General features: G+C 59.2%; 17 protein-coding genes. 15 read left to right on the forward strand and 2 right to left on the reverse strand.

Annotated elements, in window-relative coordinates:
• Positions 1–34: 34 nt before the first annotated feature.
• From KDH83_RS00205 to KDH83_RS00220, 4 genes are all read left to right on the forward strand, one after another.
• Entirely contained in the window at positions 35–1,402 is a 1,368-nt protein-coding gene (locus tag KDH83_RS00205; protein ID WP_212312034.1) for an MFS transporter, read from the forward strand.
• Positions 1,383–1,781 carry a DUF4440 domain-containing protein gene (locus KDH83_RS00210; RefSeq protein ID WP_212312035.1) on the forward strand — a complete coding sequence of 133 codons (399 nt, stop codon included), beginning with the start codon at positions 1,383–1,385 and terminating at the stop codon, positions 1,779–1,781. Before KDH83_RS00205 ends, KDH83_RS00210 begins: the two co-directional genes overlap by 20 nt.
• Before the next feature lie 152 nt (positions 1,782–1,933).
• Positions 1,934–2,254, forward strand: coding sequence for a hypothetical protein (locus KDH83_RS00215; RefSeq protein ID WP_212312036.1), 321 nt, complete (start codon positions 1,934–1,936; stop codon positions 2,252–2,254).
• Between the two features lie 68 nt (positions 2,255–2,322).
• On the forward strand, positions 2,323–2,610 hold the full coding sequence (locus KDH83_RS00220; protein ID WP_212312037.1) for a hypothetical protein: 288 nt from the start codon (positions 2,323–2,325) through the stop codon (positions 2,608–2,610).
• Between the two features lie 192 nt (positions 2,611–2,802).
• On the opposite strand, the gene KDH83_RS00225 is transcribed toward KDH83_RS00220, so the two are convergent.
• The gene (locus KDH83_RS00225; protein WP_212312039.1) at positions 2,803–3,444 is read right to left on the reverse strand and encodes a LysR family substrate-binding domain-containing protein; all 642 of its coding nucleotides are present in this window, start codon (positions 3,442–3,444) and stop codon (positions 2,803–2,805) included.
• Positions 3,445–3,565: 121 nt separating this feature from the next.
• Here KDH83_RS00225 and KDH83_RS00230 point away from each other — a divergent pair, with 121 nt between their 5' ends.
• Positions 3,566–3,871: a helix-turn-helix transcriptional regulator gene (locus tag KDH83_RS00230; RefSeq protein ID WP_212312150.1), complete on the forward strand. Its 306-nt coding sequence runs from the start codon at positions 3,566–3,568 to the stop codon at positions 3,869–3,871.
• Positions 3,872–3,910: 39 nt separating this feature from the next.
• Here KDH83_RS00230 and KDH83_RS00235 read toward each other — a convergent pair whose 3' ends face one another.
• A complete protein-coding gene (locus KDH83_RS00235; RefSeq protein ID WP_212312040.1) occupies positions 3,911–4,801 on the reverse strand; it encodes a LysR family transcriptional regulator in 891 nt (296 codons plus the stop codon).
• 232 nt (positions 4,802–5,033) lie between these two features.
• On the opposite strand from KDH83_RS00235, the gene KDH83_RS00240 reads away from it, so the two are divergent.
• The 10 genes from KDH83_RS00240 (at position 5,034) to KDH83_RS00285 (ending at position 20,591) form a co-directional block, all read left to right on the forward strand.
• Positions 5,034–5,948: a WYL domain-containing protein gene (locus KDH83_RS00240; protein WP_212312041.1), complete on the forward strand. Its 915-nt coding sequence runs from the start codon at positions 5,034–5,036 to the stop codon at positions 5,946–5,948.
• Between the two features lie 62 nt (positions 5,949–6,010).
• Positions 6,011–6,511 (forward strand): BrxE family protein, encoded by a 501-nt coding sequence (locus KDH83_RS00245; RefSeq protein WP_212312042.1) that lies wholly within the window; start codon positions 6,011–6,013, stop codon positions 6,509–6,511.
• A gap of 2 nt (positions 6,512–6,513) precedes the next feature.
• Entirely contained in the window at positions 6,514–7,302 is a 789-nt protein-coding gene (locus tag KDH83_RS00250; protein ID WP_212312043.1) for a DUF1819 family protein, read from the forward strand.
• Complete coding sequence (locus KDH83_RS00255; RefSeq protein WP_212312044.1) at positions 7,283–7,858, forward strand: BREX protein BrxB domain-containing protein; 576 nt, start codon at positions 7,283–7,285, stop codon at positions 7,856–7,858. The genes KDH83_RS00250 and KDH83_RS00255 overlap by 20 nt, the downstream gene beginning before the upstream one ends.
• A 28-nt stretch (positions 7,859–7,886) precedes the next feature.
• Positions 7,887–11,540 (forward strand): BREX system P-loop protein BrxC, encoded by a 3,654-nt coding sequence (gene brxC, locus KDH83_RS00260; RefSeq protein WP_212312045.1) that lies wholly within the window; start codon positions 7,887–7,889, stop codon positions 11,538–11,540.
• Entirely contained in the window at positions 11,531–14,239 is a 2,709-nt protein-coding gene (locus tag KDH83_RS00265) for an ATP-binding domain-containing protein (RefSeq protein WP_212312046.1), read from the forward strand. The genes brxC and KDH83_RS00265 overlap by 10 nt, the downstream gene beginning before the upstream one ends.
• 10 nt (positions 14,240–14,249) lie before the next feature.
• Positions 14,250–16,139 (forward strand): hypothetical protein, encoded by a 1,890-nt coding sequence (locus KDH83_RS00270; protein ID WP_212312047.1) that lies wholly within the window; start codon positions 14,250–14,252, stop codon positions 16,137–16,139.
• Positions 16,139–18,085: a type II restriction endonuclease subunit M gene (locus KDH83_RS00275; RefSeq protein WP_212312048.1), complete on the forward strand. Its 1,947-nt coding sequence runs from the start codon at positions 16,139–16,141 to the stop codon at positions 18,083–18,085. The genes KDH83_RS00270 and KDH83_RS00275 overlap by 1 nt, the downstream gene beginning before the upstream one ends.
• Positions 18,082–18,732, forward strand: coding sequence for a hypothetical protein (locus tag KDH83_RS00280; RefSeq protein ID WP_212312049.1), 651 nt, complete (start codon positions 18,082–18,084; stop codon positions 18,730–18,732). Before KDH83_RS00275 ends, KDH83_RS00280 begins: the two co-directional genes overlap by 4 nt.
• Positions 18,729–20,591: a DUF262 domain-containing protein gene (locus KDH83_RS00285; RefSeq protein ID WP_212312050.1), complete on the forward strand. Its 1,863-nt coding sequence runs from the start codon at positions 18,729–18,731 to the stop codon at positions 20,589–20,591. Before KDH83_RS00280 ends, KDH83_RS00285 begins: the two co-directional genes overlap by 4 nt.
• Positions 20,592–20,606 lie beyond the last annotated feature (15 nt).

The raw sequence follows: 20,606 nt of genomic DNA on the forward strand, positions 1-20,606 counted from the left end.
CGCTCGCTACGCTTGCGGCCCTGGAGTGAGCAAGATGACGTACCGATACCGACTGGCCGCCGTGTTCCTGATGGGGTTCTTTGTCGACTGCATCAATATATTCATGCCCGCGATCGCCCTGCCCACGATCGCGGCCGAGTTCCGCGTCGGCGTGTCGGCCGTCGCCTGGGTCGCCAATGCCTACATGCTGGGCTTGACCCTGGCCATCCCGGTCAGCACCTGGCTGGCCGGCCGCTGGGGCGCGCGCAGGCTCATGGCCGGATCCATGCTGGCGTTCGCGCTGGCGGTCTGGGCCTGCGGCCTGGCCGGCACGTTCGGCCAGCTGGTCGGCTGGCGCTTCGTGCAGGGCATGGCGGGCGGCCTGATGATTCCGGTGGGACAGGCCGCCGCCTTCAATCTGTTCCAGGGACCTGAGCGCGCCCGGATCTCCACGCTGGTCATGGCGGTGGCGCTGATCGCGCCCGCGCTCTCGCCGTGGCTGGGCGGCCTGATCGTGGATCACGGATCCTGGCGCTGGATCTTCCATTCGAACATCCCGCTGGCGCTGGCCGCAGCGGCGCTGGCCTGGGGCTGGGTGCGCGACACCCCCTCCGAGCGCCCGCCGCGTCCGGACCTCAAGGGGCTGGCGCTGATCAGCATCGCGCTGGCCAGCCTGCTGACGGGCATGTCGCTCTATGGCGCCGGCCAGGACATGACGCTGGCTTGGCTCTGCCTGGCGGCGGGCGTGGCATCCGCCTTCGCGTATGTCCTCCACTATCGCAGGTCGACCCATGCCATCGTGGAACTGAAACTGCTCGGCAGTCCGCGCCTGCGCCTGTCGGTCGCCATCTATCACGCCATCCCCGGCGTCTTCACTGGCGTCAACCTGCTCAACATTTTCTATCTGCAGGACGTGCTGGGCATGAGCGCGCGGGCCACCGGCATGCTCATGATCGTCTACGCCTGCGGCGCCTTCGTGGCCATGATGGCCGGCGGCCGTTTGTACAACCGGGCCGGCATGCGGCCACTGTTCCTGGCCAGCATGGCGCTGCACAGCCTGGGCGTGGCCGCGCTGGCCGGCGTGACGGCCGCGACCGACACCTGGCTGCTGGCCGCCGCCTACGGCCTGATGGGACTGGGCGGCGGCATGGGCGCCAACACCGCGCAGACCACCGCGCTGCTGGACTTCGACGGCCGGCAGACGCATCAGGCCAGCGTCATCTGGAACATCAACCGGCAGATGGCGTTCAGCGTCGGCGCGGCGTTCTTCCTGATGATCTTCAATTCCCTCGCCACCCACCTGGATGCCAGCCGGGCCTATCACCTGACGTTCGTGATCGCGTCGTTGACGGGATTGCTGCCCGCGCTGCAACTGGGATTCTTCAACACAGGAAAACACCGTCATGCAGGACACAGCCATTGAACTGGCCGCGCGCAACATCCACCGGGTCCACGACCTGATCCACGCCATCTTCACCCACCCGACGGACTCGCAGGCCGCGCTGGACGCGCTGCTGCCCATGTTCACGCCCGGGTTCAGCATGGTCACCACGGCGGGCGATGTCGTCGCGCTGGACCAGGTGACGCAAATGTTCAGGCTCGCTGCGGGCAAGCGTCCGGGACTGGAGATCGCCGTGGACGAGGTGCAGCCGGTCTGGCGGGATGAAACCGGCATCGCGATGCGCTACCGGGAAACCCATCGGCTGAATGGGGTGGAAACCTCGCGCCGCTCCGTGGTGATCATGAAGCGGGCGAGCCAGGGCTTGTTGTGGCACTATCTGCAGGAAACGGCCGTGCCTTGATCGCGCCTTCACGGCCAGCCTTGTCCACCGCGTCAACGGGATCGGCGCGGCGGCCCTCCCGGACGCGGATGCAGCCGTCCGCCCGGCATGCCGCCCAGGCTTGAATTCGTCCGGGTATTCAAGCGATGCAAGCTGATTCAGGCATCTGAAAAATGAGCGAACTGAACGTGGAAATCGACCTGGCCAAATGCCTGACGCAGAACGGCTTTGTTCGGCACATGAACGAGATATTCCAATTCCCGGGAGACTTCTGGAACGCCATCAGCGTCGTCGACAGCGGCATGCAAGATCTGGGCTGGATTGCGGAGCAGCGCATCAACATCACGCTGGTCAACCTGAACAAGGCGAAAAAGAAACCCAACGACGGTCCGAATCATGGCCTGAACTGGGCCATGGATCGCTTTGACATGTACCAGCGATACTGGGACCGCCCCGGCAGGAAGAAGTCATTCCACGTCGCGTGCCGGGGCTGAACGGGACGCGCGGATAGGAAAATCGGGCCGCGCCTGCGGCGTCCTGGGCAGCGCAAATGGATCAAGCAATGAATGAACATCACCAAGAGAAGTGGATCTGGGTTTTCACCGGCGAATCGGCCCAATTCTGCTCCGCGGTCTTTGACGACAAGGCACTCGCCGAGGAATGGATCAGAAGCCAGTCCGTGTCGGGCGTGCTGACGAGAATGCCTCTGAACCTGAGCGCCTATGACTGGGCGACGGGCGCGGGACACTTCGTGCCCAGGCGGGACGAGCAGAAGACGCCAAGGTTCATACAGCGGTTCAGCTGCGCGTCGCTGGAGCATGGGCACTACAGCGAGGGAAAGGAAAGCTGAACTTGCGGCGGAAGACTTGCCGGAAAATGGAGCGGGCGAAGGGAATCACCCAAGGCAGCCAACCAATTGATTAATAAAGATTTTTTCTGGTTATTCAAACCAGAAGTGGCCTCTGAATGTACCACATCACCCCTCTTGGCGAAAGGCATAAATCCACCGCCTTCTGCTGGCAGCTACCGACAGCCACTGCGATCAGGAAGGGAGCGCTTTCGCGATCTGCAGTGCCCTGCGCTCGAACCGTTCGGAAACAGCGTTCGCTTGCCCCTGGGGCCTATGCAGGTGCGTCACGATTTCGTAGGGACCGTCGTCCAGTGGTCGCATGCTGACTCCCCATCCATGGGCGTGCTTGATACGCGATTGTGCGGATACCCCGACACCGTAGCCGGCAGAAACCCATAGCGCCATCATCTCGAAGGAAGTCACGTACTGAAGATTCTGCTGGTCAGCCGCCTGGAGCGAGAGCAGCCGACGATCCAGCGAAGAACAGGTCTCAGCCTCCCAGCGAAAGATCGGGTAGTTCTGGAGGTCGGCGATGGTAATCGCTGTCTGATCACGCAAGGGAAACCGCAGCGGCATCGCAGCGGCCATGTGCTCAGTCCACAAGGGTTGGGTTTCCAGGGCCGGAGCGCTCGCCCCTTGAAGCGACATTCCCACGTCGTAGCGGCCTTCACGAAGTCCATCAAGCAGCTCGTCACCTGCCACTTCAAAGAACGTGATGCTGACCTCGGGTTCTTCCGCTCGTTGCAGCGCGAGCAGCGCCGAGAGCTGAGATGACGATACGCCTGGCGCTATCGCAAGCCTGAGCTGGGCGGGTTGGCTGGTGATGTTGTCCACGGAGAACCTACAGAAGCGACGAAGCAGGTCAAGGGCAAACCAGCATCGTAGTAAAGAGAGAAGTTTAACGTCTATATGTTTAACGTGGTTAATTTAAGAGGATTGTTTGACGCTTCTGTTGATGCAGAAGCTTACTATTCAGCCAGGTCGTCCGCCTGGCACACCCACATATGAATCCGAACCAGCATTAGCTTTCGGGCGGGCCGTGCGTGCCGCTCGCGTCGCGCAAGGGGTCGCTCAAGACGACTTTGCATTTCAGGCTGGAATATCGCGTTCGCACATGGGCAAGATCGAACGCGGGGAGCATGTGCCGACGCTACCTTTGATATTGAAAATTGCTGTCGCACTCGGGATCAGCGCCAGCGAATTGATGGCCGCGACTGAAAAGAACCTCAGCGCTGGCATTGAGCCGCAAGATTCGGCATAGCGGTCGCGAACTTCAATTACGGCACTTGTTGCCGCCGGATCAATCGTCCGAGTGCGCGCGCAGGCGCGCGATGAATCGCTCCACCGACACCGGCGAGTCCTCGCCGGCGGGCCGTAGCAAGTAGGTCGTGATGACCGCGGAATCCATAGCCAGAGGGCGGATCACCACGTCGGGGCGCAGGCTCGCCGCGATCCTGGTTTCGGTGATGAAGCCTACCCCGTAGCCGGCACCGACCAGGGTGAGCATCATGTCCAATGACGACACGTGCTCGGCGACGTCGGGTGGACGCTCCAAAGGCCGCAGCAGCCGCGCTAGTTCACGATAGTAGCCTTCGCATACCTGCGGATCGCATAAGACCAGTGGGTAGATCGCAAGCTGATGCAGCGGAACAGCCTTGTGTGAAAGCAAAGGATGCCGGGCGGGCACGGCAACCACCAGCGGATCGTGCCAGAGTGGCTCGGTAACGATGCCGTCGCCGACCTCCGCCGTGTGCGCAAACCCGATCGAGAAGTCGCCTGAGCGCAAACCACGCAACTGATCGGCTAACGGCACTTCCGACAGGCGAATCTCGATCTCCGGCTCTTCCTCGCGGCAGCGGGCCAAGAGGGCCGACAGCCTGGGATCGATTGCGCCGTCGGATACGGCGATGCGAAGGCTTCCGCTCAAGCCCGCAGCGACCGCCCGGACGTTCTCCTGAGCCTGTTTGAGGACGGCGAACACCCTGCGCACATCTTGCAGGAACGTTGCACCCGCCTCGGTCAGTACCGTGCCTCGGCGGTTGCGCTCGAAAAGCACCACACCCAGATCATCCTCAAGCTCCTTGATGGCGCGGGACAGCGGTGGCTGTTCGATATGCAGGCGCTCTGCGGCCCGTGTGAAGTGCAGCTCTTCTGCGAGAGCCACAAAGCAGCGAAGGTGTCGCAGTTCCATGGGCCGTGCTCCTGTTCCGTATCAGCGATCTATTCGCACCAGTTCTCGTCCGCAGTGACCTGCTGGATGCACGCCAGTTCACGTCGGATCGCTCATTTGCGCCTCAAAAATGGTTATCATAATGCCGCCAACTAGCGAATCAACTTGGATTTATAGACGTCTTTCCACACAGACAATATACTTTCGGCAGAAATCTGCATAAGCATTCGCTAACCCGAACGAGCCAACCAGGATGCTCCACGAACAGCTTGCCGATCTCACCCAGCCACAGCGTGACCGCCTCGCGTTCGTGGAATTGCGTCTGCGCTTCATTGGGGAGATGCGCCGCCAGGACTTGGTCGCGCGTTTTGGTATCCAGTCCGCTGCCGCGTCCAGGGATCTGGCGCTGTACAAGGACTTGGCACCGGGCAATATCGACTACGACGGCAAAGGCAAGTTCTACGTCCTGGGTTCGAGCTTCCAGCCGATCTTCGATTTCCCACCCGAGCGAGTGTTGTCGTGGCTGACGCAGGGGTTTGGCGACGGTGAACCGATGCACATCAAGGCGTGGGTGGCCAGCGAGAGCCCGTCCCGGCTCACTCACCCTGACCTAGCAATCCTGGCGAGCGTGACTCGTGCCATCCACTATGAATGCCCGATGGGGATCGAGTACCACTCCATCTCCAGCGGCCGCACCGCGCGGGAGATCGTCCCGTTCGCGCTGATCGACAACGGCCTGCGCTGGCACGTGCGCGCCTTCGACCGCAAATCGCAGGAGTTCCGCGATTTCGTCCTCACCCGGATCAAACGCCCTGTGGTGCGCAAAGGGCAGCCCGTGGCGTCCTGTGAGATGAGCGATCAAGACATCCAGTGGACCCGGATTGTCGAGCTGGAGCTGGTCCCTCATCCCGACCAGCCTCGGCCAGAAATCACCGAAATGGACTACGGCATGCAGGGTGGTGCGCTGCACATGAAGCTGCGTGCTGCCACGGCGGGCTACATCCTACGCAAATGGAGTGTGGACTGTTCCCCCGACCATCGCCTGCGCGGCCCCGAGTACCGGCTTTGGCTGAAGGATCACCTCGCCATCTATGGCGTGCGCAATGCGGTGCTTGCACCGGGGTATGCCTCGTCAGAAAGTGCTGACGCAGGAACCGCTTATGAGTGATCAAAAAATGACGCTGTCCTTATGGGTCACTTGGGCAGAACAAACAAATGACGAGAATTGAGATGAGAGAATCCTACCTACCGACATTGCTGCAGATGAGGCTCCTCGTCGGCTTCCTTGGCGAGCGTGCTCAGTGTGCATGGTGGCCAACGGCGTTCTATGAGGCGTCAAGCAAGCTCTTCCTGGAGCCGGTTTTCTCGAAAACGTCTCGCCTCGCTCAGTACCACGGTGTGCTGGAAGCCGCCAGGCGATTGCATGACGAGCATTTGAGTGTGGGCAGCTACCACCTGTTTCGCTTGCCCGAAGAGGTTGAGCAAGACCTGCACGTGGCCATGCAAAGCGGCGTGGGAGAAGAACTCGCCAGCCAGGCACCACAGAGCAAAGAGGCTGCGCTCGATGCGTTGAAGCAATTGGCTTCCACGGGCGGCACGCCCGGCGTGGGGCCAATGGCGATTGGGGGCATCAAGGATCTCGATTCCAGCGACACCCTGGAAGCAATCGCGGCGGCCTATCTATCAGCGTTCACCCAAGACGCCAAAACCTATCCGTATTTGGTGGGGTGATCGTGGCCGACAAGACGCCCTACACGACTCAGTTGCAAGCAGGCCTTGGGCTCGTCAACGAGACCAAGACGCTGCTTGACCTGTGGTCGTCAGGAATGTCGGCAAACCAGTTGCATCAGGCCGCACTGGAATCGGGCCGATTCCCCACCGTGACCGCACGTCGATTGCGCAACATCGTTGTTGAGTGCTTCGCTCCTCGCTACCTGGTGTCAGGCGGCGCACCGGCGGCACATCTCAAGCGGCTGTCGGCAACGCTATCCACGGCTGACCTGACACAGCTCATGCTCGTATTCACGAGTCGGGCCAACCCGATCCTTGGCGACTTCGTGCGCCACGTTTACTGGGCTCGGTATGCCGGCGGATACACCCAAATCACCAACGAAGATGCACGAACCTTTGTCGAGCGCGGCATCGATGACGGCAAGACCGTCAAACGCTGGTCGGAAACCACTGTACGGCGCGTCTCCGCCTATCTGACCGGATGCTGCGCGGACTACGGAATGCTTGAGCGCGGTTTGCGTTCGAGTCGTCGCATCCTGCCGTTCCGTATTTCACCAGCCGTGGCCGCTTACTTGGCCTTTGAGCTGCACTTTTCCGGTGTCGGCGACAACGCGCTGCTGACCCACGAAGACTGGCAGCTGTTTGGCCTAGCGCGTGAAGACGTGCTGGAGGAAATCAAACGGTTATCGCTGAAGGGCTTGCTCATCGTCCAGGCTGCGGGCGACGTGATCCGCATCAGTTGGAAACTACAAGACATGGAGACGCTCTGCGATGTCCTCACTCAAAGCTGATTTCGACGAGTTGCGCGAGCGCATCCGGCACGGGCGAGAGCTCGGCCATGCGAGCTTCGAGCCGATCTACTACCTGGTCTTCTCGCCAGAACAAATTCTGGAAGTTAAACGCCAAACGTCTGCCTGGGTGGCCAAGCTGCATCAGGAAGGCTGGGATGTGCATACCTTTTCCATCGTTGAGCACATCTGGGCCTTGCTCAAAGACGATCCGTTCTGGTCGCTGTGCGTGATGGAAGACAAGTCGGCACCACTGGACTGGCCGCGCACCAACAAGGCACTGGCCGACATTCTGACCACGGAGAACGGCTTGCTCAAGCGGCTTGAGGATGTCTTGCAGCCGCTGGAAGGCCAGCACAACGCACTGCTGCTGGTCACCGACCTGGAAGCGCTGCATCCGTTCATGCGCATCGGCGCCATCGAAAGCCAGCTCCAGGGCAAGTTTCACGTGCCAACAATCTTTCTGTATCCCGGTGTGCGAACCGGCAAAACGCGCCTGAAATTTCTCGGCTTCTACCCGGAAGATGGCAATTACCGCTCCGTACACGTTGGCGGCTGAACAGACAAAAGCATCCTGGGACAAATCTATGACGATCCGCTCACTCTTCGATCCAAGCAAGGACATCTACCGGACTATCGAAAAGGTCATCACCTATGGCGCCTCGCAAGAAGGCCGTCTGAAGGCTGAAATCTCCGAATACGTGGTCACCGAGAGCATCGAGGAGCAATTCCGCAAGCTTCTCGATCGCATGCAGCTGGCAATGGAGTCCGGTGGCGAAAACGAAGTGGGCGTTTGGGTGTCCGGCTTCTATGGCTCAGGTAAGAGCTCGTTCACCAAGTACCTCGGCCTGGCATTCGATGATCAGCGCACCATCGACGGCACACCATTCATCAACTACCTGCAGGATCGCCTGCACAAGCCACAGACCAAGGCGCTCCTCAGCACTGTTGCAAAGCGCTTTCCGGCCGCCGTGGTCATGCTCGACCTGGCCAGCGAAATGCTTGCCGGCGCCACGATGGAGGATGTCTCCACCGTCCTTTACTTCAAGGTGCTGCAGTGGGCTGGCTACTCGCGCAACCTCAAGGTGGCTGCTTTCGAGCGCATGGTCGAGAAGGACGGTCGCACGCCCGAGCTGCATGAACGCATCGCGCAGGCGCTACCGGGTGCCACCTGGGCGCGCGTGCAGAACAACCCGCTGGCCATCGACGGTCTGATCCCAAAGATCGCCCATGAGATGTATCCGGCACTCTTCCCCGAGACCAAGTCCTTTTCATCCAGCACCGAGGGCTTCTTCCAGTTCGAAGACCAGCGCGTGCAGGAGATGATCGACATCGTCCGCGAAAAGAGCGGCAAGCAGAACATCATCTTCATCGTCGACGAAGTCGGCCAGTACGTCGCCTCACGTGACAACCTGATTCTCAACCTCGATGGTCTGGCCAAAAACCTCAAACGGTTGGGCGACGGCAAGGCCTGGATCATCTCTACCGCTCAGCAGACGCTGACAGAAGACGACCCGCGCGCCGCACTGAACTCCGACAAGCTCTACAAGCTGAAAGACCGCTTCCCGATCCAGATCGACCTCGAATCGAGCGACATCAAGGAGATCTGTTACCGCCGCTTGCTCGGCAAATCGCCAACGGGCGAGACCGAGCTTGGCAAGCTGTTTGAGGCCCACGGTCAGGCACTGCGGCACAACACCAAGCTGCAAGACGCCAAGTACTACGACGCCGACTTCAGCAAAGAGAGCTTCACCAATCTCTACCCATTCCTGCCGGCGCACTTCGACATCTTGCTGCACCTGCTGGGCGCCCTGGCCAAGTCCACTGGCGGTATCGGCCTGCGCTCCGCGATCAAGGTGATCCAGGACGTCCTCAAGGGTGAAGGCGGCTCCAAGGCCATGGCCGATCAACCCGTGGGTTGGCTCGCCACCACCGTCACCCTGTACGACGAGCTGGAAAAGGACATTCGCCGCGCCTTCACGTCCATCCACCAGGCGGTCGGCAAGGTGCAGATTCGCTTCCCGGATTCGCCGCTCCACCAGGACATTGCCAAGTCTGTTGCCGTGCTGCAAATCCTCGGCAACCTGCCGGTGTCGGTGCAGAACGTTGCCAGCTTGATGCACCCTTCCGTCACCGCAGCTTCGCAGCTCGATACGGTCAAGAAGGCCGTTGAAGAAATGCTGGGCGACGTGCATGTCCCGCTGGGCGAGAAAGACGGCAACCTTGTGTTCCTCAGCGAAAAATTGCGTGACATCGAACAAGAACGCGGTGCCATTGCGCTGCGCACGGTCGATGTCAAGCGCATCTTCAACGATGCACTGCGCGAATCATTCGATCCGCTGCCCCGCGTCAGCCTCCACGGCACGATGGCCGTTGCTACGGGCCTGAAGGTTCAGGCCGGTAGCGCCACCACCAGCCTGGCGGGCGACAACAACGCCATCCAAACCGTCGTAGAGCTGGTGCCTGCCAGTGACTACGAAGCCGCCAAGAACCGGATGCTGGACGACTCCCGCAGTCGCGCCGGTCGTAACGTCATCGGCCTTCTGGCTCGCTCCAACGCCGACCTCGACGACCTGGCCAACGAAATCTATCGCTGCCAGCGCATCGCCGAGCTGCACCGCAACGAACCCGACCAAGAGGTCAAGGACTACTGCGCCGGCCAGCTCGACCGCGCTGCCAAGCTCGCCACCCAACTGCAAAGCAAGATCAAGCAAACCCTGCAAGCCGGCTCATTTGTCTTCCGGGGGCAGGCCACTGCCGTGTCGGCGCTGAATGCCGATCTGCTGGAAGCCGCCAAGAAGCTGCTTTCCGACGTGGCCGACCAGGTGTTCGACCGTTACGTCGAAGCGCCGGTACGCGCTGGCACCGACACCGCCGAGAAATTCCTCAAAGTTGCCAACCCCGCAGCCATCAGCAGCACGCTGGACCCGCTCGGCCTGGTGCAAACCGTGGCAGGCCGCGCCTCCTTCAAGACCGACCACAAGGCGATGATCAGCATCCGCGACTACATCGACAAGCGCGGCACGGTCGATGGCAAGCGCCTACTGGACGACTTCAGCAGTGACCCGTTCGGCTGGTCGCCAGACACCACGCGCTACATCGTGGCCGCCATGCTCATGGCCGGTGAAATCAAGCTCAAAGTCTCGGGGCGTGAAGTCACAGCGGCTGGGCAACAGGCCATCGATGCGCTGAAGACCAACAACTCGTTCAAGCAGATCGGCGTTTCACTTCGCGACGAGCGCCCATCCATCGAAACCCTCGGTCGGGCGGCAGAGCGACTCTCTGAGCTGGTCGGCGACATGGTGATCCCGCTGGAGCAAGAAATCAGCAAGGCGGCGGCCAAGCACTTTCCACGCTTCCAGCACGACTACGGCTCCCTGGCCGAAAAGCTCAGCGGTCTTGGGCTGGCAGGCAGTGACCGCATCCGCAGCTTGAACCAGGACATTGCCGACGTTCTGTTCACCGATGCCTCCGACGCGCCGCAGCGCTTGGGTGCCGAAACTTCCGCCATTTACGACAACATCAAGTGGGCGCTGGAAGTCAAGCGCGTGCTCGACAACGGGCTCGACGCCACGCTGCGTGACTTGCAAGTCCATCGCCGCGATATCGAAGCACTGCCCGATACCGGTGTGCCTGGGGAACTGCGCCGCGAACTTGCCGAAGACCTGGGAACCCTGTCAGAGCGCCTGGGCCAAGAAGACTTCTATAAACACTGCGCAGACTTCAACTCGCAACTAACCCACTTGAAGGGCCGGGTGCGCGATGCCGTCATCACGCTCTCAGATCAGCAAAAGCTGCGTTTGAAGGAAGGCGTCGAGGACCTGCAGCGTATCCCCGAGTGGGAAGAGCTCACCCAGGAAGAACGTGGCAACGCCGTGAATCGGCTGGACGGGCTCACCCTGGCCGCCACACAGGATTTGGCCGGGCTCAAAAAGCTGCTGGCGCGCGACTACGACATCAACAGCACCCTCGACGATCTGAAGCGGTCGATCCAGCGCCAGGGACAGGAACGCCTGCGTCAGCGCATGGAGGAAGAACGGGCCAAGACTGGCGAGCAAGGCCCAGCCAAGCTCACCAAGTCAATCGCTGTGCCGGTGAAGATGACCTCGGCGGCAGACATCGACGCGCTGATCCAACAGCTCAATGAAATCAAGGTACAGCTTGGCCTCTACTCCGAGATCGAGGTCTCTTTGGTGGTCAGTGATCAACCTGGAACAGGTGGGAGTCAAGGATGGAAGTGACCAGTGAATCCAGGCAACACATCGAGCACCTTGCAGAGGAGGCACTGACCCAGCTTGACAGCATCGCTGCAGCGGCAAAGAGCAAGTTACTCGACGGAAGAACGCTCGGCTCCGATGCCCTCGCGAGCATCAACACCATGACGTCCAGCTCGGCGGTGCAGCGTCTAGATCAGATCAATCAGGCGAATCGAGACAGTTATTCTGTGCTGGAAAGGGAGCCAGCGATTGCTCGTGTTGTCGTCGCGGACGAGGAAGGTGAAGAACGCACCTACTACATCTGCCGCACGACACCCATAGCGGGCTTTCCCAACCTGGCCAGCTACCGCGCACCAGTCGGCCGGCTGGCCTCCCTGACAGTAGGAACCGAGTTCACCCTGCCGAACGGCGATGTCGTCGAGGTTCTTGAGCGCGCCCATCTGCGACCCGCGGCGCTGGCCGATGGTTGGGATTCGCGCGATACCGTGGTGGAGACCGAGCATTTCGGCCCACTCACCATCGAGTCGCTGCGAGCGCTCCTGACTGAGGTTGTCGGGGAAGAGGTCACCGAAGACCTCCTGGGTCAACTGCTGGCTGAGGAAACCGTCAAGGCCAACATCATCGACGGCGTGCGCCGCAGTGTCATCACCAAGATGGGACTGCGCGATCAGCCCGTTCTGGATCAATACCAGGATGAGATTTTTCGCCTTCCCCTCGACAAGCGCTTGCTGATTCTTGGCCCGCCCGGCACGGGTAAAACGACGACCCTGATCCGTCGCTTGGGTCAGAAGCTCGACACCGCCTTCCTGGAAGAAGGTGAACAGCGCTTGGTCGAGATGGTGGCTACCGCCCAGGGTGTCGCCCACGCCAACAGCTGGCTGATGTTCACGCCCACCGAATTGCTCAAGCAGTACCTCAAGGAGGCTTTTGCACGTGAAGGCGTTCCCGCCTCTGATTTGCGTATCAGAACCTGGCAGGACTACCGGCGCGAACTGGCCAGAAACGCTTTCGGCGTTCTCAGAACCGCATCGGGTGGCGGTAGCTTTGTCCTGAAAGACGATCTACCGAGCCTGAGTGAGGAGGCGCTGGAACGTCCGATCCAGTGGTTCGACGACTTCAACACGTGGCAGCGCAACGCCTATGTGCAAGAGCTGCATGAAGCGGCCAACATGCTCCGCGAAGCCAAGGCGCCAGACGTCCAGAGCTTGGGCGAGCGGCTGCACCGCATCCTGGCGCAAGCGGGCGACGGCGCGCTGGCGTCCACCTTCGGAGCGCTGGCAGCCGAACTTCCCAAAGTGCAGTCGCTCGTCGCGAGCCTGAAGGAAACCTCAGACAAGAAGTTGAGGGAATCCTTGAATCTTCAGTTAAATCGGGACAAGACCTTTGTTGGGAGCTTAGGGAAGCTTATTGATAGCTTGCAGCAAACTAGTCTTGTTGAAGGTGACGATGACCAGGACGAGGAAGAGGACGAATCCAGCCCCGCCAAGACCCCTATAGAGAAGGTTGTGGCAGCGTACAACCAAGCCGTGCGTGCCCAAGCCAGGGCCTCGGTCTCAAAGCGCACGGTCAGCAAAACGTCACGCAACGGCAAGATCATCGAATGGCTGGCCGATCGTGGCCTGACGGAGGCCGACCGCGCCGAAGTAGGTGCGAGCTTGCTGGTGCAGACCAACGCGCGCCGCTTCGCGAACCCGGTTAAACGTTATCTCGACGGCATTCCCAAGCGCTACCGTGCGTTCCGGCGCGAACGCCAACAAGCCCAAAGCTGGTATCGCAACGAAGGCTTCGAAGCCCGCGATATCCACTCGCTCGAACTGGACATTGTCCTGCTCGCCATCCTGCGCGCCGCAGGCGACTTGATCAGCCGGCCCAACGTTTTGCGGGATATCGACAGCCCCGCTTGGTCTGCACTTCAGCCCATCTTGGGCCATTACCGCAACCAGGTCTTGGTAGATGAGGCCACCGACTTCTCGCCCATCCAGCTCGCCTGCATGGCAGCCCTGGCGCATCCACAGCTGCGCTCGTTTTTTGCATGCGGCGACTTCAACCAACGCCTGACCACTTGGGGTGCGCGATCTGCCGACGAGATGAAGTGGGTCTTTGCCGACTTCGACATCAAGGAGATCACCGTCTCCTACCGGCAAAGCAAGCAACTGAACGATCTGGCGCGCGCCATGATCCGCGCCGTCGGCGGCACCGAACAAAGCGTCAGCATGCCCGTCCATGTGGACAGTGGCGGCGTAGCGCCTGCGCTGCTTGAGTACGCCAGCGAAACTGAAGTCGTGATCAGTTGGCTGGCCGACCGTATTCGTGAGATCGAGCGCTTCGTCGGCCAACTGCCGTCCACCGCCATCTTTGTAAATTCACAAGACGACGTTCCCGCAGTGGCAGAAGCGCTGAATGCCGCCTTGGCCGAGCACAACATACCGGTGATCGCATCGGATGGGCGAACGGTGGGCCAAGAAGGCAACGTGCGTGTCTTCGACATCCAGCACATCAAGGGCCTGGAGTTCGAAGCCGTGTTCTTCGTGGGCATCGACCAGCTCGCCGCAAAGCACCCGGCACTGTTCGACAAATACCTGTACGTGGGCACCACGCGCGCGGCCACTTACCTGGGCGTGACCTGCGACGGCGCTCTGCCGCCCGCCATCGAGAGCCTGCGCGCTCACTTTGGCCTGGATTGGCAAGCGCCCGGTTCACTGCAAGCAGGCACAGAACAATAGGAATCGATTGATGGCTTTTGACCAAACCACCAGAAACCGCCTGCAGCGCTTCGTCAACGACGCGCGCCGGGTGCTGGAAGAAGAATTCACCCGTCAGTTGCAGAACGACTATGGGCTCGACCCGAACGCGGGCACTGTGGCGGAGCTGGCCAGCCTGCGCCACATCAACGACGCCCAGCGTGAAACCGCTCGTATCCTCCGAGATACCCTGGCGCACTACACCGCCAGCGGCGACATGAATGCCACCCAGGGTCTGGATCGCATCGTGCGCGAGCAGGCCTTCACAGTGCTCAACCGCCTGGCCGCACTGCGCATGGCGGAGGCTCGCGGCCTGCTGGTGGAATCGGTGGGTAACGGCTTCCAGGCCAAGGGCTTTCAACTCTATGCGCGCCTGGCTGGCACCGGCCTGGGCGAAACCGGCGATGCCTACCGCGTGTACTTGTTCAGCGTGTTCGATGAGCTCGCCCAAGACCTGCCCGGCCTGTTCGACCGCTACTCACCGCAGGGCCGCCTGTTCCCGCGCGAGGCCGCACTGCTGCAAGTGCTGACCCTGATCAACGATGCCGACATCGCCCCGCTGTGGAGCGAGGATGAAACCATCGGCTGGATCTACCAGTACTTCAACTCGAAAGAAGAGCGCAAAGCCATGCGCGATGCCAGCCAGGCACCGCGCAACAGCCGCGAACTGGCCGTTCGCAACCAGTTCTTCACGCCACGCTACGTGGTCGAGTTTCTGGTGGACAACACCCTCGGGCGCCTCTGGTTCAACGCCAAGGGCGGGGCCACCGGCCTGCGCGATCGCTGCCAGTACCTGCTGGTGAAGCCGGACGAAACGCCACAAGCCGCCACAAAGCTGCGTGACCCGCGCACCCTCAAGCTGCTGGACCCGGCCTGCGGCTCCATGCACTTCGGCCTGTATGCCTTCGACCTGTTCGCCGAGATCTACCGCGAAGCCTGGGCTTGGGAGCAGCAGCAGGGGCCCGGTTCGCTGGATGTATCGACTCAACCTCAGGCAGCACTCAAGCCACTGAGCCAAACCTACGACGATGAGGCGGCATATCTGCGCGACGTGCCACGCCTAATCATCGAGCACAACATCTATGGCGTGGACATCGATCCGCGCGCTGCGCAGATAGCTTCGTTGGCGCTGTGGCTGCGAGCGCAGCGCGCTTGGCACGATGCCGGTGTGAAGGCCAAAGACCGCCCGCCGATTGGGCGAGGCCATGTAGTTGCCGCCATTGCGCCGCCGGCAGAGCGTGAGCTGCGCCAGCAGTTTGCCGCCAACCTCGATCAGCGCGATGCCGAGCTGTTCGAGAAGACCCTGCAACTGCTCAAGGGCCTGCCGGAGCTAGGAGTGCTGCTTCAGGTCGAGCGCGAGTTGCCACATTTGATTCGTCAGATTTATGTCGGCAAGGGTACTGGCTTGTTTGCCCAACAGGAGCAGGAGAACTGGCAGCAAGCAGAGGCAAGGCTGCGTGAGGCACTCACCGAATTTGCCCAGGCTGCCAAATCGACTTACCAAGGACGTCTTTTTGCACAGGATGCCCTGCAAGGATTGCGGCTTATCGATCTATGCAGAGAAGTGTTCGATGTGGTGGTGATGAACCCCCCCTTCGGGGCAGTCAGCCTGGGCGTAAAAGAATTAATAAACAAGAGTTACGCGAAGTCGAAGAATGACTTGCTAGCGGTTTTTGTTGAGCGCGGATTGGACCTGCTTAGATCAAACGGCATGCTCGGCGCAATTACGTCACGCACCTGTTTCTTCCTTTCTAGTTTCAAGAAATGGAGAGAAAGCACTGTTCTCGATGCGGCAAATCCAATTGTGCTTGCCGACTTAGGTATGGGCGTAATGGATGATGCAATGGTAGAAGCTGCTGCATATGTTCTGGAGAAACAATAATGACGATCTTTATTCGCCTGATTGAGGCGCAGGACAAACGTAGCGCATTGCTTAATGCCATCGCCAATGTCGATGACAAGAAGGTTTTCGACGTTGATCCAGAATCTTTCAAACAGATACCGGGTAGCCCGTTTGCCTACTGGGTCAGTGACAAGATTCGAGCGCTATTTTCAAAGCTTCCAATATACGAGGGAGATGGTCGCACCGTTAAACAGGGGCTTGCAACGGCGGATGATTTTCGGTTTGTCAGAACCTATTGGGAAATTGAATCATCAAGAGTGGCTTCGCGCGCCGACGAAATCAATTCGGAGCGATATTGGGTACTGTATCCGAAAGGAGGCGAATTTTCACCGTTCTACGCGGACATACCGCTGCTAGTGGACTGGTTCGGGAATGGTATTAAGTATTGGCATAATTTGAATACAGCGGGTGGCGTTCGATCCAACATTTGGATGCTGAATGAGTCCGCCAAGAATCACTTTTTTCAAGCTGGCCTCACTTATCCTCGGCGACTTCATCGGCTCGCTGTTATGCCTATGCCAGAGGGGGCAATTATTAGCGTTAGAGGGAGTGGGATCTATGGTCGACGAGAGGATCTTTTCCGGATTGCAGGTCTTTATTCCTCGTCAGCTTTCGATTTCTTGGTCAAGTGCATGCTTGGAAGGTTCGGCCATCCACAATTTGATAATGGGACGCTTTGCAAGACGCCGGTTCCAAAGAACTTCCCTCAGTGTGCATCCGCGTTGGATGAACCTGCAAAAAGAGCAATATCGATAAAGAGGACACTGGATACCGTCAACGAAATTTCTCACGCATTTTTGTTGCCTGCGTTGCTTCGAGGTCGAGTGGGAGAATTTTCAATCTCAGCCCTAGTAAGCGAGCTTGAAGGAATTCAGGAGAAAATCGATGCAATCGCATTCGAACTTTATGAAATCAGCGAAGACGACCAAAACGCCATCAAGCTTGGGAACAAAGAAGAATCTAGCCTTGACTCCTCAATCGAGGCAGACGAGGAAGCGGACGCTGACGATCTTGAAGAAGAATCGGGTGACAACACATCTGACCAAGGAAATCTCCTGTCGTGGTGCGTAGGTGTCGGCTTTGGTCGATTTGACTTGCGCTTAGCGACACTTGAGAGATCTGCGCCTCCTGAGCCAGATCCATTTGACCCACTTCCTGCCAAGAGCCCAGGCATGCTGCCGGACGGGGCCGCGCCCTTCCATGTGCACGAAGGCATCCTGGTGGACGACCAAGGCCATCCCCATGACCTCGCGCGTCTGGTGGAGGAGGTGTTGGCTCGCGTGGATGTCGCGGTGCCGGAAGACGTGCGTCGCTGGCTCCAACGCGACTTCTTCCCCTTCCATCTGCAGCGCTACTCCAAGAGCCGCCGCAAAGCGCCTATCTACTGGCCGCTGTCCACCACGTCTTGCAGCTACACGCTGTGGGTCTATTACCCCAGCTTGACCAGCCAAACGCTGTACACCGCCATCAACGACTTCATCGAGCCCAAGCTCAAACAAGTCGGCGCCGATGTGACGGCTCTGCGCAACAAGGGTTCTGCTCGGACCCGTGACGACGAAAAGCAGTTCGAGACGTTGCAAGCTTTCGAGCTGGAGTTGATCGAATTGCGTGACACCCTGCTCAAGCTCGCGCCAACCTACAAGCCCAACCACGACGACGGCGTGCAGATCAGCGCCGCTCCGCTGTGGCCGCTGTTCCGCCACAAACCATGGCAGAGGGTGCTGAAAGACACCTGGGGCAAGCTGGAAAAAGGCGACTATGACTGGGCACACCTGGCCATGAACTATTGGCCGGAGCGCGTGCGCGAGAAGTGCAAGACCGACAAGAGTCTCGCTATTGCGCATGGGCTGGAGGATTTGTACATCGAGCCGGAGGCAGCGCCGAAGAAGACGCGCGGCAGAAAGAAGACCGGAGGCGATGAATGAGCCAGCCGAAAACAGGAGGTAATGTCGTCGACTGGAGTGCGGTTCATCGCTCCACCTTTGAATCCACTGCGTTTAGCTCAGCCAAGTGGATTCAGAAAGGTATTGATCTGTTTGAATCCGCCAAGCTGCTCGAGTCGAGAATCCAAGAGCTTTGGAGCTATTGGCGAAACAAGTCAGAAGGCAAGCACGCAGAACACGTTCCCGACCATTTCCTGGGCACGTACTTCATGCTGATGTCGTTTAGCGTTGAAAACTTTCTTAAAGCGGCACTGATACAGGCTGGCAGTTCCCAATACAAAAGCGATTTCAAATTATGTGTAGCGAGCGGAGTGAAGTCTGGAAAGTGCTTCCCATCCGAGCTGAAAACACACGATTTGTTCGAGCTGGCTGTCAAGGTCAATCTTCATCTTGAGGACGGTGAAGAGGATCTTCTTAGGCGCTTATCGAGGTGTGCTGAGTGGGCTGGCCGTTATCCATCGCCTCTGCGTTATGAAGAGATGTCTGGAGCCGAGCAATTTTCTGATGGAAAAGAATATTCCTTGCGCTGGTTTGGTGGGCGTGATGTGGAGAAGTTGAATCAGTTCATCCCATCACTTCCTCCTCGGCTCGGCCTTCACACCAGACACTGGGAAGGAAAAATCCAATGAGCATCATGCAGCAATCGAGCAAGGCCCAGGACAGAACCTTGGGCGTGTGGTTTCAACACATACAACAAGGCATGGTCAAACTACCGCGCTTCCAGCGTTTTGAGGCCTGGGATCGTGGGCGCATTACCAGCTTTCTAAACACTATCATCAATAACCTACCAGTGGGTGTGACACTGGCGCTTGAAGTGGCTGGACTGGAAAAATTCGAGTCGCGCCACATCGCAAGTGCCGCCCCAGCGACGCCTGGCACAGTGACCCAGCACCTCTTGGACGGTCAACAACGGCTCACTGCTTTCTGGCGCTCGCTACACAACAACTACGAGTGGGAAACGTTTTTCGTATATCTGCCGCAGTTTGATCGTGGGGAGAGCAAATCGGGTTCGGAGGTGGAGATTCGCTGTATTCCACGCTGGGTCAACAAGCATCAGTTGCGGATGCCGCGCTGGGCCGAGGAACCCGCCAAGTGCTTGGAGCGTGGCTTGGTTCCGGTGTCGCTGCTTCGACCAGGCGACCTCTCGAAGTCTATTGAGCAGTGGCTGGATGAGGCCGCCAAGCCATTGAAGCCACTGCCTACTGAAGACGATGCTTTTACCAAGCTCGAAAAGTTCGGCGAATTCAAGAAAGGGCTGCTCGGGGAGATCACCACGCTGCGCGAGCGGGTGACGCACTTCAATCTGCCCTACCTTTCGTTGCCAGCGGATACCAGCAAGGATGTGGCATTACAGGTGTTCATCAACATGAACACCAATAGCAAACCACTTTCTCTGTACGACATCATCGTGGCAGAAGTGGAGAGCGTGGCCGAGAAGTCCCTCCACGCGCTTGAAGCCAGCCTGACGGACAAGTGCCCGACGGCCGGGCGTTATGGCAATGTGTCCGACCTCATCTTGTCCACCTCTGCGTTGCTGCAGGAAAAGCTGCCCAACACGCGCGGCATGATCGAGATGGACAAGAAGCAATTGCTGGCCAACTGGCCGAAGCTGGAGCGTGGGCTTGAGCGAATGGCGTCTTTCTTGGACAGCCAGCGTGTGTTCGACGAAGCTCGGTTGCCCACAAATGCGGTTCTGGCAGTCATTGCTGCTGCTTACGAGCTGATCCCGGATCACGGTGATTTCCTAGCCAAAGCGGAGAAGCTGCTGCGTCGCTATCTCTGGTCGGCATTCTTTACTGACCGCTATGAGAATACAGCAGCATCTCGTGCATTTGCCGACTTCAAGGCCATCAAGGCACTGCTGAAAAATCCTGGTTTTACCGATGCCGAGTTGACGACGGTGCCTGCGCTGAATCGCTCGGAATTCCCGCTGGCAGATGTGGACTCATTGATGGCTGCCGGCTGGCCAAAGGCGGCGGGTATAGAAGCTCGCGCGATCTTGGCGGTAACGACCTATCTTGGGGCGATCGACTTCGCAGACCACAAGACGGCAACCTACGACAGCATTCAGAAACGCGAGTACCACCATGTATTTCCGGATGCATTGCTCTCGGAGGCTGAAATCCCAAGTTACCTGGCGCTGAACTGCGCGCTTATTACTTGGAAGACCAATCGGATGATCGGCCGCAAAGATCCGCTGGGTTACTTGCAAGAGCGTGTTCAGTGGGCCGATGAAAACGTCGTTCGAGAGCGTTTGAAGTCCCACCTGATTTCATTCGACTTGCTTTCCAAGGCGCATTACGCAGGAATGGAAGGTGCTGCGTTCAAGCAAAAACTGGCCGCTGACTTCAACGAGTTCTTGCGTGATCGCGCCAACCTGGTTGTTGCAGCGATGACATTGCTCACCGAGGGAGGCAGTCCCGCGCTTGAGACGTTGTGGGCTACTCACCTAGCCAATAACAAGGATAGCGCGGAGGCTACCGTATGAGCATCTCTGAATTCA

Origin of the sequence: Achromobacter sp. Marseille-Q0513 (assembly GCF_018195695.1) — a bacterium.
Classification (GTDB): Bacteria; Pseudomonadota; Gammaproteobacteria; order Burkholderiales; family Burkholderiaceae_B; genus Achromobacter.

Bases quoted from the DNA above. Each gene is read 5' to 3' on its own strand.
- KDH83_RS00205 (WP_212312034.1), top strand. From the start codon at position 35: ATGACGTACCGATACCGACTGGCCGCCGTGTTCCTGATGGGGTTCTTT.
- KDH83_RS00210 (WP_212312035.1), top strand. From the start codon at position 1,383: ATGCAGGACACAGCCATTGAACTGGCCGCGCGCAACATCCACCGGGTC.
- KDH83_RS00215 (WP_212312036.1), top strand. From the start codon at position 1,934: ATGAGCGAACTGAACGTGGAAATCGACCTGGCCAAATGCCTGACGCAG.
- KDH83_RS00220 (WP_212312037.1), top strand. From the start codon at position 2,323: ATGAATGAACATCACCAAGAGAAGTGGATCTGGGTTTTCACCGGCGAA.
- KDH83_RS00230 (WP_212312150.1), top strand. From the start codon at position 3,566: ATGCAGAAGCTTACTATTCAGCCAGGTCGTCCGCCTGGCACACCCACA.
- KDH83_RS00235 (WP_212312040.1), bottom strand. From the start codon at position 4,801: ATGGAACTGCGACACCTTCGCTGCTTTGTGGCTCTCGCAGAAGAGCTG.
- KDH83_RS00240 (WP_212312041.1), top strand. From the start codon at position 5,034: ATGCTCCACGAACAGCTTGCCGATCTCACCCAGCCACAGCGTGACCGC.
- KDH83_RS00245 (WP_212312042.1), top strand. From the start codon at position 6,011: ATGAGAGAATCCTACCTACCGACATTGCTGCAGATGAGGCTCCTCGTC.
- KDH83_RS00255 (WP_212312044.1), top strand. From the start codon at position 7,283: ATGTCCTCACTCAAAGCTGATTTCGACGAGTTGCGCGAGCGCATCCGG.
- brxC (WP_212312045.1), top strand. From the start codon at position 7,887: ATGACGATCCGCTCACTCTTCGATCCAAGCAAGGACATCTACCGGACT.
- KDH83_RS00265 (WP_212312046.1), top strand. From the start codon at position 11,531: ATGGAAGTGACCAGTGAATCCAGGCAACACATCGAGCACCTTGCAGAG.
- KDH83_RS00270 (WP_212312047.1), top strand. From the start codon at position 14,250: ATGGCTTTTGACCAAACCACCAGAAACCGCCTGCAGCGCTTCGTCAAC.
- KDH83_RS00275 (WP_212312048.1), top strand. From the start codon at position 16,139: ATGACGATCTTTATTCGCCTGATTGAGGCGCAGGACAAACGTAGCGCA.
- KDH83_RS00280 (WP_212312049.1), top strand. From the start codon at position 18,082: ATGAGCCAGCCGAAAACAGGAGGTAATGTCGTCGACTGGAGTGCGGTT.
- KDH83_RS00285 (WP_212312050.1), top strand. From the start codon at position 18,729: ATGAGCATCATGCAGCAATCGAGCAAGGCCCAGGACAGAACCTTGGGC.